Raw genomic sequence first — 15,671 nt, forward strand, 5'->3', positions numbered from 1 at the left:
GGCGATGGAGCGCGGGAACGGCTCGGGTGGTGCCGGTCGAGTCCCCGACTCGCGCGTCGACACCGAGACGGACGCCGCCGACTACGACCTCGACGAGACGGACCTCGCGCTGCTCGAGCGCATCGAGCGGGACTTCGACGTGAGCCTCCAGCAGTTGGCCGACGAGGTGGGCGTCTCGAAGTCGGCGGTCCACTACCGGCTGAAGAACCTAGAGGCGGCCGGCGTCGTCCGCGGTCGGGTCGCCGACCTCGACCCGGCGGCGTTCGGCCTCGACACGGTCGTCGTCACAGAGGTCACCGTCGCGCACGAGGCCGGATACGCGGAGGACATCGGTGAACAGCTCGCGGCGCTTCCGGGCGTCGAGCAGGCGTACTACACGATGGGCGACGTGGACTTCCTGCTCGTCTCCCGACTGCGCACCCGGGAGGGGACGAACGAGCTCATCGACAGCGTCGTCGCCATCGACGGCGTGAACGAGACGGCCTCGCGGTTCGTGATGAAGGAGCTCTCGACGGGCGGGAAGCTGCTCGGGAACCTCTCGCCGGAGCGGCGGGCGGCCCTGCTCGAATAGGGCCGCGGGGTAGAGTTATCTGTATCCGCGTAGAGGCTGGGGTATGAGCGTCCGGGCAGACGGTGAGGAGCCGCGGCGACGTATCGGGCAGGACCGCTTCACGGGAGTGCGACCGTGAGTTCCGTCGACGACTCGAGCAGGGACGACGACCGAGAGACGGTGCGCGCGCAGGCGGACCGACTGGGGCTCTCGGTCGGCGACGACCTGCTCGGTGAGCTCGCTACGGTCGTACGCCAGGCGGCCGAAGGGGACGCGAACCCCTCCGAGAAGGGCGACGGGGCGGTCGACGTACCCGAAGCCCCGGGCGAGTGGATGTGCCACGCGGGCCACCGCGCCGAGGACTCCGAAAACGCGCTGCTCGCGGTGTACGACGAGTCCCGGACACGGACCGACGTGGGGCCCCTCGCGGGCGTCACCGTCGCGGTGAAGGACAACATCGCGGTGCGCGGTCTCGAGATGACCTGCGGCTCCGCCGCGTACTCCGTCGTCCCCTCCTTCGACGCGACGGTCGTCTCCCGCCTGCTCGACGCGGGCGCGACCATCGTCGGCAAGGCCAACATGGAGCCGCTGGCGATGGGACCGACCGGCGAGTTCAGCGACTTCGGGCACGTGACGAACCCCCTCGACTCCGAGCGGGTGGCGGGTGGCTCCTCGAGCGGGAGCGGCGCGGCCGTCGCGGCCGGCACCGTCGACCTCGCACTCGGCTCCGACACCGGCGGGAGTGTCCGCATCCCCGCGGCCTGCTGTGGTGTCGTCGGGGTCAAGCCCACCCACCGACTGGTCCCCCGGTACGGGTTCGTCGACTTCGCACCCTCCCTCGACACCGTCGGCCCGCTCGCACGCGACGTTTCGACGGCTGCCACCGCCCTCGAAGCCATCGCCGGTCCCGACCACCGCGACCCGACCTCGGTCGACTGCACCGCCTCGTCGGGGACCCCTCTCGACGGCGTCACCGAGGAACTCGCCGACCCCGACGACGCCGCGGGGCTTACCGTGGCGGTCCCGGAGTCCCCCCTCGGACGGGCCGACGACCGGGTCGCCGCGGCGGTCGAGGGCGCGGTCGACCGTCTCGGGGACCTCGGGGTCGCCACCGACCGGGTCACCCTCGACTTCGACGGCCTCGACGACGCCTATCTGAACGTCGGCGCGGCCGAGTTCTCTTGGCTACTCGCCGGGAGCGGCGTCGTCAGGGGACAGGGCTCGGGCTACAACGAGGAGCTCCTGGCGGCGTTCCGCAGCGCTCGACAGAACGGCCTCGGCGACCACGTCGCCCGACGGGTACTGCCTGCGGCCGTCCTCGACGCCGAAACGGACGGCGAGGCGTACGCCGCCGGTCGCCGTCGGGCCGTCGCGTTCGCCGAATCGCTCGCCGCCGTCTTCGAGTCGGCGGACGCGCTCGTGCTCCCGACGCTCGGCGTCCTCCCGCCCCGGGTCGGAGAGACGACGACCCGCGAGGACCTCCTCCCCCTCGTCGCGAACACGGCGCCCTGCAACCTCGTCGGCGTCCCCGCCGTGACGGTGCCGGTCGCGACCGTCGACGGCCTCCCGGTGAGCGCACAGGCCGTCGCCCCGCGCTTCGCGGACGCCACGGCGCTCCGCGTGGCGGGCGCTCTCGAGCGGGTCGCCGAGTGAGATACTCGGGGAACGGCTCGCGGCCGACGGTCGCGACGGTCCCGTGGTCCGTGTGAACACTTTTGTACTGGCACGGGGTGGCACAGGTATGGCGGTAGACCTGCGAATCAGCGGCGGGACAGTCGTGACGGCGACGGACAGCTTCGAGGCGGACGTGGCGGTCGACGACGGGCGAATCGTCGCCGTCGGCGACGCCGGGTCGGTTCCGGACGCCGAGGAGACGGTCGACGCGTCCGGCTTGCTCGTGATGCCGGGGATGATAGATCCCCACGTCCACATCGAGGACCACTTCTCGGTCGACACCTACGAGACGGGCACCGGCGCCGCCGCCCTCGGCGGCATCACCACCTACATCGACTTCGCCTGGCAGGCGTGGGTCGGCGAGCTGAGCCAGTACGAGGAGGAGGGCACCCTCCTCGAGGGTATCGAGGAGAAGCGGGAGAAAGGGGAGCGGGCCGTCGTCGACTACAGCGTCCACGGCGCCATCACCCGCGAGGACCCCGACGTACTGGAGGAACTCGCCGACGTAGTCGACGCCGGCGTCACCTCCTTCAAGATGTTCACGGCCTACGAAATCGGTCTCGGCAACGGGTTCATGAACCGCGTGCTCGAGCGCATCGCCGACCTCGACGCCGTCGGCGTCTTCCACACGGAGGACCCCTCCGTCTGTGACGAACTCACCGACCAGTTCAAACGGGAGGGAAAGGGCGACCCCGAGTGGTACCCGCAGTCCCGCCCGGACTACGCCGAAGCGATGGCCGCCGAGGACGCCGTCAGGATGGCACGGGAGGCCGGCGCGAAGTACTACGGTATCCACACCAGCTGTCGGAAGTCCGCCGACGTGCTCGAGTCGTTCCGGGAGGACGGCTCGAAGGTGCGCGCCGAGACCTGCACCCACTACCTCGCGCTCGACGACTCGATATACGGCGAGGTGGGGAACCAGGCGATGATCGCCCCACCCATCCGCAAACCCGACGACAACGAGGCCATGTTCGAACACCTCCGGCGGGGGAGCCTCGACGTGGTGTCGACCGACCACTGCGGCTACATGCTCGAGGGCAAGCAGGTGGACAACTGGTGGGAGAGCACCTTCGGCGCGAACTCCCTGCAGGTGAGTCTCCCGGTCGTCCACGACGAGGCCGTCAACAAGCGCGGCTTCTCCTATCCGTGGCTCGTCCGGGTCATGAGCACGAACGTGGCACAGACGTTCGGCCTGCCCGGGAAGGGGACCCTCGACCCCGGTACGGACGCCGACATCGTCCTCTTCGACCCCGGAGAGACGTACACTATCACGGCCGCGGACAACGCCTCCGCCGCCGACTTCTCCATCTACGAGGGCCGGGAGGTCACCGGTCGAGTCAAGCGGACGTTCGTCCGCGGGGAACTCGTCGCCGACGACGGCGACGTGGTCGGCGAGCCGGGTCACGGACAGTTCGTCGAGCGCGACCTGCCGGACTGGGAGGTCTAAAGGCGGGGTCGACGGGCGCATCGTTCACCCACAGCCGTCGTGTGTCACGTGAACACGGGGACAACGTTTTCTCCCTTCACGGTATGAGTCCGGGTAGATGAGTGCCCAACGAGAGGCGAGTGGGGAACCGGAACCGCAGCCGCAGTTCCCCCACGCCAACATCGTCGCGGTCCGAGCGATGGCCGACGTACTGGAGTCGACGCTCGGTCCCGTCTCCCACGACAAACTGGTCGTCCACCGGCTCGAAAGCCGGACCGAGACCGGGAACCCGGGCGTCCCCGCAACCGACGAGTACACCGTCACGGGCGACGGCGCGACGCTCCTCGAGGAACTCCCCGTCCAGCACCCCGTCGCGCCGATCGTCCGGCGCATCCTCGGCCCCGAGCGGCCCGGCGACACCGACGTCGAGGGCGAGGATATCCCCGACGGCGTGACGAGCGCCGTCGTCCTCTGTGCGAACCTCCTCGACGAGGCCGAGTCGCTGCTGGCGGACGGCGTCCACTCCCACGACGTGCGAGGGGGGTACGCCCTCGCACTCGACGCCGCACTCGCGGCGCTCGACGGGGAGAGCCGCGCCATCGACTCGTTCGCCGCCGACGCGAGAATCGAGCGCGCCCTCGCTCGGACCGCGATGACCGGCAACGACGTCGGAGGACTGGCCGACCGCTGGGCTACCCTCGCCGTCGAGGCGGTCGACGCCGTCGGCCGGCCGACCGCGGCGACGTTCGCGGTGCGGGCCCTCGGCGCCGGGTCGCTCGCGGACTCCCACCTCGTTCGCGGCGCCGCCCTCGACCGCAACGGCCGGGCGAACCGCGAGATGCCGAAGCGCGTCGAGGACGCCACCGTGCTCCTGCTGGACGGACACACCACGGGGGGCCTGCAGGACCCCGAGTGGGACGAGGACGCGACGCTTTCGGTCACCGCCCCCGGGGACATCGACGGGGTGCGAGACCTCTACGCCGCGAAGCGCGAGGAGGTGGTCGAACACTACGTCGACCTCGGCGTCGACGTGGTCGTCACTCGGCTGGGAATCAACGCGGGGTACCAGCGCCTGCTCGCCGACGCCGGTATCCTCGGCGTGCGCGGGGTGAGCCCCCTCGAGATGAAGCAGGTCGCGCTCGCGACGGGGGCGAGTCTCGTCCACAACCCCGCGGACGTGGAGGCGTCCGACCTCGGTCACGCCGGAGTCGTCGAGGAGCGACGTATCGACCCGCGCCGCGGTCGGCGGGCGAGCCGCCGGATGACGGTGTTCGACGACTGCCCCGACCCCCGGTCGGTGACGGCCGTCCTCCACGGCGTCACCGGACAGGTCGCCGAGCAGGCCTCGACCGAGGTCCGCAAGGCGGCCGCGGCGGTCGCGACCGCCCGCGGCGTGGGTGCGTCCCGCCCCGGCGTGGTTCCGGGCGCCGGTGCCACCGAACTCCGGCTCGCGGCCGCAGTTCGCGAGTCGGCGACGGGCGTCGACTCGAAGGCACAACTCGCTGCGCTCGCGTTCGCCGACGCGCTCGAGAGCGTCGTGGCGTCACTCGTGCGAAACAGCGGCGGCGACCCGCTCGACGTCGTCGCCGACCTCAGGGCAGCCGACCACGCGGGCGAGGGGCCCGCGGGCTACCTGCTCCCCGGGCGGATCGTCGGCGACCCCGTTGCGGCCGGGGTCGTCGGTCCGGCCGCCTACACTCGGCGGGCGCTCGTCGCCGCCGTCGAGGTCGCAGACCTCCTCCTCCGCGTCGACGACGCTATCGACGCCACCTTCACCGAGGAGCCGGCGGGCCCGGACGACGTCATCTACGACGAACGCGCCGAGAACCACATGGACCACCTGGAGAAGAACCCGGGGACGCGCTGGGACCGGTAGGTCCTCAGAACGGTCCAGTGACCGGGGTGGGATAGCAGGAAAACCGACAGAGGGCGCCCACGAGGTCGCCGCCTGTTAACGAACCTTTATGAGGTATCGCGTGGACCCACAACTCGAGTCATGGCAAAAGCTACCGTCTGTCTGACGTACGACTTCGACGCCGTATCGACCTGGCTGTGGTCCTACGACTCGTGGGACGAACCGACCCGACACTCCCGTGGGGTGTTCGGGGCGGAAGTGGGCGCACCGCGCCTCCTCGACCTCCACGACAAGTACGACGTGCCGGCGACCTGGTTCATCCCGGGCCACACCATCGACAGTTTCCCGGAGATCAGCGGGGAAGTGTGGGACCGTGGGTACGATATCCAGCACCACGGCTGGAGCCACACCGGTCCGGCCACCTTCGAGTCAGAGGAGGACGAACGCGCCGACGTCGAGCGCGCCCTCGACTGTATCGTCGACCTCACCGGCCGGAAGCCTACGGGCTACCGTTCGCCGGCGTGGGACTTCTCCGCGCACACCCTCGACATCCTGGAGGACATCGGCATCGAGTGGGACTCGAGCAAGATGGCCTCGGACTTCCACCCGCACTGGGCCTACGGCGGGTGGAGCGCCCCGGAGGACGACGCGTACGACCGCGGTGAACCGACCGACATCGTCGAACTTCCCGTCTCCTGGCAGCGCGACGACTGGCCGGCCTTCACGTTCACGTGGGCACGCCCGCACCGGATGGGGTACGTCAGCGAGGACTCCATCTTCCAGCGCTGGTACGACCAGTTCGACTGGATGTACGAGAACGTCGACGGCGGCACGTTCATCCTCACGATGCACCCGCAGGTCATCGGGCAGGCCCACCGGCTCATGCGGCTGGAAGCGCTCATCCAGCACATGCAGACGAAGCCGGACGTCGAGTTCAAGCTGATGGACGAGGTGGCGAGCGACTTCCGCGAGAACAACTGAGCCGGCACCGACGACCGATTTTTCGAGCGTCCGCTTCGCCCGAGCGACGCGTCGGCCCGAGCGTTCCTCTCAGAGCGACCCGAGCAGGTCGCGCACGCCGTCCTGCTCCCGCAGCGACCGGAACCGGTCGAACGCCGTCGCGGCGGTCGGCTCCGGCACCGCGCGGGTCGCGCAGTCGACGAACTTCTCGCGCAGCGCCCGCTCGCTCATCGGGTTCTCGGGGGTGCCCGGCGGGCGTTCCATCGTCCCCTCGTAGGTCTCTTCGCCGGCCACAATGCGGACCCGGGTGTGGTTCGACTTGTACGGGAGCGACTCGTCGACGTCGAAGCCCGCGCGCTCTCTGACGCGCTCTACCTCCGAGTCAGAGAGCGCCTCGTCCTCGAAGGCGGCGAGCCCGACCCGGTCGCGGGCGACGCCGCAGGCCAGCGCGTACTCCATCGAGAACTTCGCCTCCAACCCGGTCGCCGGGTCGGGGTAGACGAGCGCGTCCCCGGCGCCCCGTGAGACGGTGGCCTCAACCCGGTCGACCGCCTCGGGGTCGACCCCGTTGCGCTCGACGAGGTCCGCCGCGACCGCGAGGCTCGTGTGCGCGAAGTAACAGCAGGGGTACTTCTTGACCGAGATTCCGGTCTCGACCAGCCGCCACGGCGCTCCGGGCGGGTCGGCCTCCCGCTCGTCGCCGTCGGCGTACCGGTCCCAGAACCCCCGCTCGCCGCTCACGACCGCGTCGCCGGCGGTGACCCCCTCGGCGGCGAGCAGCGCCGCCGTCACGCCCGAGCGTCCGGCGAGCCCGGCGTGGACCGGCTTCGTCATCGACCCGAAGTTGCGCTTGAGGCCCGCGGGCGTCGACGCCGCGACGTTGAGCGCGCGTTCGGTCGCCTCGGCGTCGAGGTCCAGCAGCGAGGCCGCGGCCGCCGCGGCGCCGAAGACGCCGAACGTCGCCGTCGGGTGCCACCCCTGCTCGTAGTGGGTGGGGCTGATCGGCTCCGCGAGGTAACACTCCGCCTCGAAGCCGGCGGCGAAGGCGGTCACGAGGGCCGGACCCGAAGCGCCGACGTGCTCCCCGACCGCGAGGGCGGGGGCGACGAGCGTGACGCTCGGGTGGCCGTCCATCGCCCACGAGAGGTCGTCGTAGTCGAGCGCGTGCCCGGCCGTCCCGTTCGCAAAGGCGGCCTCCGCGACGGACGCGCTCCCCTCGACGCCGAGGAGGGAGACCCCGTCGCTCCCCGCACTCGTCGCCCTTACGACGCGGTTCGCGCGGTCACCTGCACCTTCGACGGCCCCCGCGAGCGTCACGCCGACGGTGTCGACGAACGCCCGCTCTATCGTGTTGACCGCGCCCGTCGGCACGTCCTCGAACGTCAGGTCGGCGACGAACGACGCGAGCGTCCGCTCCGGCGCCGCCGCTTCTCTCGGCTCGGGCATACGTTCGGTCGTTCGAGAGAACAGCGCTAAAGCGTTGCGTCGGTCGTACCCCCTGCCGTCAGCGACGAGGCCGCTCGGGGTCGGCCTCAGTCCCCGCGCAGCGTCGCCGTCGCCGCCTCGTCCATCTCGCCGTCCTCGATGACGACGCCGTAGGACTCCCTCGCCGCCTCGGCGGAGACGAGGCCGTCGAGGTAGTCCTCGTACACCTGCTCCGCCGGCCGGTCGTGTGGGTCGCCGTAGCCGCCGCCGCTGGCAGTCTTGATGAGCACGCGGTCCTCGGCGCCGAACTTGTACCCCGACTCCTTCGAGTTGAGGTCGACGGTCTCCCCGTCGGCGGTGATGTGCTTCAGGTCGCCGTGGGTCCCCTCCTCGCCGCCGAACAGGCCGTGGGGCCGGTAGGTGTTCCCGTCGCCCTCCATCGTCATCACGGCGTCCGTGAGGAACCGGGACTCGCGGACGATGCCGTGGCCGCCGCGGTGTCTCCCGGCGCCGTGACCGTCCTCGCGGAGGTGGTAGCGCTCGACGCGCATCGGATGGGAGAGTTCGATGTCCTCGACGGGCCGGTTCTTGGTGTTGTGGACGAGCGCGTCCACGGCGTCGAGACCGTCGGCCTCGGGACGCCCGCCGTAGGAGCCCTCGTTCACCTCGAGGTACACCCAGTACTCGCCCCTGTCGTCGGTGCCGCCGTAGCTGACGAAGTACACCTGCCCGCAGGTGCCGGCGCACACCCGGTCGGGGAGCACGTCGGCGAGCGCCTCGATGATGAGGTCGCTCATCTTGTCCACTTGGTTGATGCGGGCGAATGCCGAGGTGGGCGGCGTCGGGTTGAACATACAGCCCGGTCGGGCCTTCGGGTGGACCGGCGCGAACGTTCCGGAGTTCTGTGGCAGGTAGTCGTCGCGCACCGCCGTGTCCATCAGGATGGAGCGGATGGTGAAGTAGATACAGACGTCAGTCGAGCCGTGGAACGGGATGTTGTACCCGGTCGGCGTCTGGTCGGCCGACTCGCTCATGTCGACGGTGATGTCGCTACCCTCGACGGTGACCTCCGCCGCGATTTTCAGGCGCTGGCCCCGGTTGCGGCCGTCGTCGTCGAGGTAGTCCTCGGCGTAGTACGTCCCGTCCGGAATCTGCTCGATTTCGGCGCGAAGCAGCGCCTCGGCGTAGTCCATCAGCGCCTCCCCGGCCTGCTGGATGCGCTCGAGACCGTACTTGTCGACGAGCGCGAGGTAGCGCTCCTCGCCGACGTGACAGGAGGAGATCTGCGCCTGCAGGTCGCCGATGACCTCTCGTGGGGTACGGACGTTGTCCTCGATGAAGTTCCAGATTTCGTCGACGCGCTCGCCGCCGTCGTACACCTTCGTCGACCGGAACAGGCTCCCCTCGGCGTACATGTCCTCCAGGTCGATGGCCAGCCCGGGCGTCGCCGAGCCGATGTCGAGGTGGTGGGCCGTGTTCGCCGCCCACGCGATGTGCTCGCCCTCGTAGAATATCGGGACCGCGACCGCGATGTCGGGGGAGTGACTCGCCCCGTAGTGCGGGTGGTTGTGGATGAACACGTCACCCTCCTGAATCGCGTCCTCCCGGCTGACCCCGCGCTCCTCGAAGGTGTCGTACATCCCCTGCAGGTAGCCGATGAGCGAGCCGACGTGCATCGGCGTGGAGTCGCTCTCACAGAGTTCGCGGCAGTCGGTGGTGAAGATGCCCGCGCCCATGTCCTCGCTCTCCCGGATGATGGAGGAGTACGAGGAGCGGATGAGCTTGTACCCCATTTCCTGGGCGATGGTGTCCAGTTCGCCGCCGATGACCTGCATGGTCACCGGGTCGATGTCCCGGTCCGCCACGGCCGCCGCGGCGCTCGCGCTGCTCGTCTCCTCCTGGCTGTCTCGTGTCATCAGTCGTCCCTCCGGAGTTCGACCGCACCGTTTCCGAGCACCGTCGCCGTCCACCCCGGGTTGACGACGACCGTACTGTCGAGTTCGTCGACGATGGCCGGCCCCTCGACGACGTTGCCGTACTGCAGCTTCTCGCGGTCGTATCGCGGCACCGTCCGCTCCTCGGGCGCCGCGCTCGTGCCGAACAACACCGCCGACTCGGTCGTCCTCGCGGCCGATGGGTCGTCGCCGCCCTCCTCGAGAACCGGCGGGTCGTACGACTGGATGTCGCCGACGGCCGTCACCCGCAGGTTGAGCAACTCGACCGGGTCGTTCTCGAAGAAGTGGCCGTACTCGGCCTCGTGTTTCTCCTCGAAGCGCTCGCGGGTCCGGGCGTGCCAGTCCCCGTCGGTGCCGTCGAAGTCGACGTTCAGTTCGTACCCTTGGCCCTCGTAGAGGCAATCGATGGACGTCCGGAACGACCACTTCGACTCGTCCACGTCGTCGCGGGCGAGTTGCGCTCGCCCCTTCGCCTCCAGCCGGTCGAACGTCTCGTCGATGTACTCGCCCGCGACCGATTCGAGGCGTTTGCTCACCGTCTGTTGGTAGTCATACTTGACGTTCCCCGTCAGAAGGCCCCGCGCCGAGGCGATACCGGGGGACGGCGGAATCAGCACGGTGCCGACGTCCAACTGTTCGGCGATGCCGGCGGCGTGCATCGGGCCGGCGCCGCCGAAGGCGACGATGGTGTACTCGCGCGGGTCGTACCCTCGCTGGACCGTCTGCTCGCGGATGGCGCGGTACATGTTCATGTTCGCGACCTCCAACGTGGCGAGCGCGGCGTGGTCCGGGGTCTCGAAGCGCGCCTGGTCGACTCGGTCACAGAGCTGTGTCTGGATGGCCTCCCGCGCGGCGTCGGCGTCGAGGTCGAGTGCGCCCCCGAGGAACGCGCCCGGGTCGATGCGCCCGAGCGTCACCTGCGCGTCGGTCGTCGTCGGCTGGTCGTTGCCGCGGCCGTAGCAGACCGGTCCCGGCTCCGCGCCGGCGCTCTTCGGGCCGACGTTGAACCCCATCGCACGGTCGAACCAGGCGATGGAGCCGCCGCCGGCGCCGATGGTCTCGATGTCGAGCATCGGGACGATGGCGGGGTACCCCCCGACCGTGCTGTCCCGCGGGTCGCGTTCGAGGACGCGACCCGGGACGACGGAGATGTCCGCGCTCGTCCCGCCCATGTCGAGCATGATGAGGTTCGGCTTCCCGGCCTGTCGGCCCTCGAACTCGGCGGAGAGGACCCCGGCCGCCGGTCCGGAGACCAGCGTCGTCACCGGGCGTTCGGCGACGGTGTCGACGCTCGACATCCCGCCGTTGGACTGCATGATGAGCACCTCCGCGTCGAACCCCTCGTCCGCGAGGCGGTCCTCCAGTCGGTTCAGGTACGTCGACATCACGGGCTCGAGGCGAGCGTTGATGGCGGCCGTCGTGAACCGCTCGAACTCGCGGAACTGCGACACCACCTCGTGTGACGTCGACACCGACACGTCCGGGAACTCGGCCTCGATGATTTCGCGCGTACGGGCCTCGTGGTCCGGATTCAGGTAGGAGTGAAGGTAACAGACGGCGACCGACTCGACCCCGTCGTCGACCAACTCCCGTATCGCCTCGCGTACCTCGTCCTCGTCGAGTGGGGCAACCACCTCGCCCGGCGGCTGGATTCGCTCGGTCACCTCCTTTCGGTGGCGGCGTTCGACGATGGGGTTCTCCTGCCACGGGATGGTCTGTTGGAGCGAGAAGCTGTGGGGCTTGCGGTGGCGCCCGATGTGGAGGATGTCGCGGAACCCGCGCGTCGTGAGCATCCCCGTCTTCGCACCCTCGTGTTCGATGAGCGCGTTCGTCGCCACGGTCGTCCCGTGGAACACCTGGTCGACCTCGCCGGGGTCGAGTTCGGCGAGTTTCGTCACCTCCACGATGCCCGACACCGTCGACTCCGACGGGTCGGCCGTCGACGGCGTCTTGTAGATGTACTCCTCCTCGTCCGTGACCAGCGTCACGTCGGTGTTCGTCCCGCCGACGTCGACGCCGATTCGGACACCGGCGGTAATGCTACTGCTGCCCATATCTATGCGTACACATCCCACACGTCGGCTTAGTCGTTTCCCTCAGGGCCAATCGCCGGTCGTGGCCCTCCACCGCGGTCGAAGCCCGACGTTTCGGCGCGCTCGGCGGGAGAGTTATGTACCCGTTCGGTGTCACGGACGGTGAGACGCGATGAGTGACACGGATGCGGATACGAGCACGAACTCGGGGACCGACACGACCATCGTCGAACTGACCAACGAGGCGGGATGGCTGGCGGCCTACCCGGTGCTGTCGGAACTCCGGCCGGTCGACGAAGCGACGTACCTCGAGTACCTTCGCGCGATGACGGCGGAGGGGTACCGACTGTTCGGCCTCGTCGAGGGCGGCGGAGCGGCAACCGGGAGTGAGAGCTTCGCCGTCGACGACTCCGGCGCCGTCCCGCCTCCGGAGGCGTTCGTCGCGGTCGCGGGCGTCCGCATCTCGACGACGCTGTACCACGGGAAGCACGCCTGGGTGTACGACCTCGTCACGCGGCCGGAGCGGCGCTCGGAGGGCCACGGGGAACGTCTCCTCTCCTTCGTCGAGGCGTGGGCGACGGCGCGCGACTGTGCGGTGGTCGAACTCGCCTCGGGGCTGTGGCGGGAGGACGCCCACCGCTTCTACGAGGGCCACGTCGACTACGAGCGGTACTGCTATACGTTCAAGAAGGACCTTTCGTAGGGCTTGCCCGCCGGGTGCGAACCCACATCGACACCGCCTAGCACACAGACTTATGAGGTGGTTCCGCCAATTCGACCCGCAGATGTTCGACCACATCCTCATCGCGGTCGGCGAGGAGCGCATGGACGTCGCGACCATCGCCGAGTACGCCGTGGCTGTCGCCGAGAAGTTCGACGCCGACGTAACGCTGTTTCGAGCCTACCCGAAAGGGGAGTTCGACCGTCGACTCGCGGAGTTCGAGTACGACGCCGCCGACCCGACCGACATGGCGAAGCGAAACTCGGTCGTGCGTGAGGCTGCACACATCGTGCGGGCGGCCGGACTTGACCTCTCCATCGTCGGTGCCGTCGGCGACCCGGCGACGACCGTCGTCGAGTACGTCGACTCCCACAGTGTCGACCACGTCTTCATCGGCGGTCGGAAGCGCTCGCCCACCGGGAAGGCCATCATGGGAAGCACGAGCCAGGACATCATCCTCCGGCTCTCGGTCCCGTGTACGGTGATGCAGCTCGGGTGACGGCGGCCCGGTCCTGGCTCCGTGGGTCGCTCACTCCCGTCGACCGTCCCGACGGAGGGGTTCTCCCCGTCTCGGTCGTGTGGTGTGGTATCCAAAAACATTAAAGCGGCCGTTGGTGATGACCTACCATGGGTACGGTAAGCAGAGCGGATACTGCGATCTCCGTCACGTCTCTCGAGAAATCGTTCTCGAACGAACAGGTGCTCAGGGGCGTCGACTTCGACGTCGCCCCTTCGGAGTTCTGTGTCGTGGTGGGACCGAGCGGCAGCGGGAAATCGACGCTGCTGAAGTGTATCGCGGGTCTCGTCCCGTTCGACGCCGGGAGCATCCACCTCGACGGTCGAGCCGTCGACGAGGTGGACGTCGAGGACCGCGAACTGGGGTACGTGTTCCAGGACTTCGAGGAGCGGCTGTTCCCGCACATGAGCGTCGCGGAGAACGTCGCCTTCGGACTGCGCCAGCGCGAGAACCCCCCTTCGGCGAGCGAGGTCGACGCGCGAATCGACGAGATGCTCGACCTCCTCTCCATCCCCGAGACCCGGGACAACACCCCGTCGGAGCTGAGTGGGGGCCAGCAACAGCGGGTCGAACTCGCCCGTCAGCTCATCAGGGAGTGTGACGTGATGCTCCTCGACGACCCGCTGGCCGACCTCGACTACAAGCTCCAGAAACGCATGGAGTTGGAGATGCGCCGTATCCACGACGACCTAGGGAGCACGTTCGTCTACGTCACGCACAACCAGGACCAGGCGCTGAAGCTGGCGGACAAGCTGGTGGTCGTCAACCAGGGGATGATCGAACAGATCGGCACGCCCGAGGAGGTGTACGCCGAGCCGGAGACCGCGTTCGTCGGGCGCTTCATCGGCGACACGAACCCGCTGCTGGGCGACGTGGTCCGAACCGAGGGATCGAACGTCGTCGTCGACACCCCCGTCGGCGAGATTCACGCGGCTCCCCGGGAGAACACCCCCGAGGTCGGCACGGAGGTCATCGTCCTGGTTCGGCCAGAGGACCTCACACTCGGTGCGGACGCCACGGGCTGTGACAACCGCTTCTCGGTCTCCGTGGAGGACCGCACGTACACCGGTGAACTGACGGAGTTCACCGTCTCGCTCGGCGACGACGTTGAGGAGTTCCAGGTCGTCCGTGACGGGAACGTCCCCCGGGAGGCGGTCGGGAAGCGAACGACCATCGGCTGGGACGCCGACGAGGGCGTTGCCTACGACACGCTCAGCGTCGTCGACACCGTGACCGTCGAGGACCTCATGGAGGTGTGACGATGGCGAAATCTGCACGCGGCGGCGACCCCGGGGGCGACAGCCACGCAGGCGGCGCGAACGAGGGACGCGACGACGTCCTCCGAGTGGAGGGGCTGACGAAAATCTACCCCGACGGGACGCTCGCGGTCGACGATATCGACTTCAGCATCCGCCGAGGTGACTTCTGTGTCATCATCGGCCCCTCCGGCTGTGGGAAGTCGACCACCCTACACTCCCTGGTCGGGAAAATCGCCCCGACGGAGGGGGCAGTTGTCCTCGACGACGAGGACATCACGGGTACCCCCACCTACCAGCGCGACATCGGGCTCGTCTTCCAGGACTTCCAGCTCTTTCCCCACCTCAGCGTGGAGGAGAACATCACCTACGGGCTCGAACGGACGAATGTTCCCGTCGACGTGGTCGACGAACGGCTCGAGAACGTCCTCGAGATGATGCAGCTCCACGAACTGCGCGGCCGGTCGCCGAAGGCGCTCTCGGCGGGACAGAAACAGCGCGTCGCGCTCGCCCGCAGCCTCGTCCTCGAACCCAAACTCCTGCTGCTCGACGAGCCGCTCGGCGACATGGACTACAAGCTCCAGAAGCGCATGGAGCGCGAGCTACTGCGCATCCACCGCGAACTGGACACGACGTTCGTCTACGTCACCCACGACCAGACGCAGGCGATGCGGCTGGCCGACCAGATCGTCGTGATGAACGGCGGGAAGGTCGAACACTCCGGGCCGGTCGACGAGGTGTACGACCGCCCGCGGACGGCGTTCACCGCCGCCTTCGTCGGCGACTCCAACCTCTTCGACGGCGAACTCGTCGCCGTCGCCGACGACGGGGAGACCGCGACGGTCCGTGCCGACCTCGGCGAGTTCACGGCGAGTACGGCCAACCTCGACTCGGATCCGGAGGCGCTCGTCGGCGAGCGCGTCCTCTTTGCCGTCCGCCCGCAGCATCTCGAACTCGTCGGCGAGGCCGGTGGAGCCGGCGACGGGCGCGAGAACGGCGGCGTCTCGAACGTCGTCGACTGCGCCGTCGAGGACGTCATCTACCAGTCGGGGAAGGGGACGCAGGTCATCCTCTCGGCGGAGACCGAAGCGGGCGGGACCGAGGAACTCCAACTGCACTCCGAGGAGAAACTCGTCGTCGACGCCGAGCGCGTACAGGTCGGCTGGACGCCCGAGCACACCCTCCTCTTCGAGCGCCCGAGCGTCCTCCCGGACATCGACCTCCGGGCGGACATCCTCGGGAAGTAGTCCGTCTCGTCGGCCTATTCTCCTCTCTCGAATTCGAGTGCGTGTTCATCAC

The 15,671-nt window shown here is 69.0% G+C and carries 12 protein-coding genes; 9 read left to right on the forward strand and 3 right to left on the reverse strand.

Annotated features, from left to right (window positions below):
* The first annotated feature begins 4 nt into the window (after nt 1–4).
* The 5 genes from N5095_RS02395 (at nt 5) to N5095_RS02415 (ending at nt 6,486) form a co-directional block, all read left to right on the forward strand.
* The gene (locus tag N5095_RS02395) at nt 5–571 is read left to right on the forward strand and encodes an Lrp/AsnC family transcriptional regulator (RefSeq protein ID WP_267620669.1); all 567 of its coding nucleotides are present in this window, start codon (nt 5–7) and stop codon (nt 569–571) included.
* 114 nt (nt 572–685) lie between these two features.
* On the forward strand, nt 686–2,203 hold the full coding sequence (locus tag N5095_RS02400; RefSeq protein ID WP_267620672.1) for an amidase: 1,518 nt from the start codon (nt 686–688) through the stop codon (nt 2,201–2,203).
* 88 nt (nt 2,204–2,291) lie between these two features.
* Nucleotides 2,292–3,671 carry a dihydroorotase gene (locus N5095_RS02405; protein WP_267620674.1) on the forward strand — a complete coding sequence of 460 codons (1,380 nt, stop codon included), beginning with the start codon at nt 2,292–2,294 and terminating at the stop codon, nt 3,669–3,671.
* Nucleotides 3,672–3,768: 97 nt separating this feature from the next.
* Complete coding sequence (locus tag N5095_RS02410; RefSeq protein WP_267620676.1) at nt 3,769–5,526, forward strand: TCP-1/cpn60 chaperonin family protein; 1,758 nt, start codon at nt 3,769–3,771, stop codon at nt 5,524–5,526.
* A gap of 120 nt (nt 5,527–5,646) precedes the next feature.
* Nucleotides 5,647–6,486, forward strand: coding sequence for a polysaccharide deacetylase family protein (locus N5095_RS02415; protein WP_267620678.1), 840 nt, complete (start codon nt 5,647–5,649; stop codon nt 6,484–6,486).
* A 69-nt stretch (nt 6,487–6,555) separates the two neighbouring features.
* Here N5095_RS02415 and N5095_RS02420 read toward each other — a convergent pair whose 3' ends face one another.
* The 3 genes from N5095_RS02420 to N5095_RS02430 form a co-directional block, all read right to left on the reverse strand.
* Nucleotides 6,556–7,911 carry an MmgE/PrpD family protein gene (locus tag N5095_RS02420; protein ID WP_267620680.1) on the reverse strand — a complete coding sequence of 452 codons (1,356 nt, stop codon included), beginning with the start codon at nt 7,909–7,911 and terminating at the stop codon, nt 6,556–6,558.
* Between the two features lie 86 nt (nt 7,912–7,997).
* A complete protein-coding gene (locus N5095_RS02425) occupies nt 7,998–9,806 on the reverse strand; it encodes a hydantoinase B/oxoprolinase family protein (protein ID WP_267620682.1) in 1,809 nt (602 codons plus the stop codon).
* On the reverse strand, nt 9,806–11,899 hold the full coding sequence (locus N5095_RS02430) for a hydantoinase/oxoprolinase family protein (RefSeq protein WP_267620684.1): 2,094 nt from the start codon (nt 11,897–11,899) through the stop codon (nt 9,806–9,808). The genes N5095_RS02425 and N5095_RS02430 overlap by 1 nt, the downstream gene beginning before the upstream one ends.
* 151 nt (nt 11,900–12,050) lie before the next feature.
* Between N5095_RS02430 and N5095_RS02435 the strand changes: the two genes are divergently transcribed.
* The 4 genes from N5095_RS02435 (at nt 12,051) to N5095_RS02450 (ending at nt 15,619) form a co-directional block, all read left to right on the forward strand.
* Nucleotides 12,051–12,581 (forward strand): GNAT family N-acetyltransferase, encoded by a 531-nt coding sequence (locus tag N5095_RS02435; protein WP_267620686.1) that lies wholly within the window; start codon nt 12,051–12,053, stop codon nt 12,579–12,581.
* An 82-nt stretch (nt 12,582–12,663) separates the two neighbouring features.
* Nucleotides 12,664–13,098 carry a universal stress protein gene (locus N5095_RS02440; RefSeq protein ID WP_267620688.1) on the forward strand — a complete coding sequence of 145 codons (435 nt, stop codon included), beginning with the start codon at nt 12,664–12,666 and terminating at the stop codon, nt 13,096–13,098.
* 128 nt (nt 13,099–13,226) lie between these two features.
* Nucleotides 13,227–14,375 carry an ABC transporter ATP-binding protein gene (locus N5095_RS02445; RefSeq protein WP_267620690.1) on the forward strand — a complete coding sequence of 383 codons (1,149 nt, stop codon included), beginning with the start codon at nt 13,227–13,229 and terminating at the stop codon, nt 14,373–14,375.
* 2 nt (nt 14,376–14,377) lie between these two features.
* Entirely contained in the window at nt 14,378–15,619 is a 1,242-nt protein-coding gene (locus N5095_RS02450; protein WP_267620693.1) for an ABC transporter ATP-binding protein, read from the forward strand.
* Nucleotides 15,620–15,671 lie beyond the last annotated feature (52 nt).

Source organism: Halobium salinum (assembly GCF_026586625.1).
Taxonomy (GTDB): Archaea; Halobacteriota; Halobacteria; order Halobacteriales; family Haloferacaceae; genus Halobium; species Halobium salinum.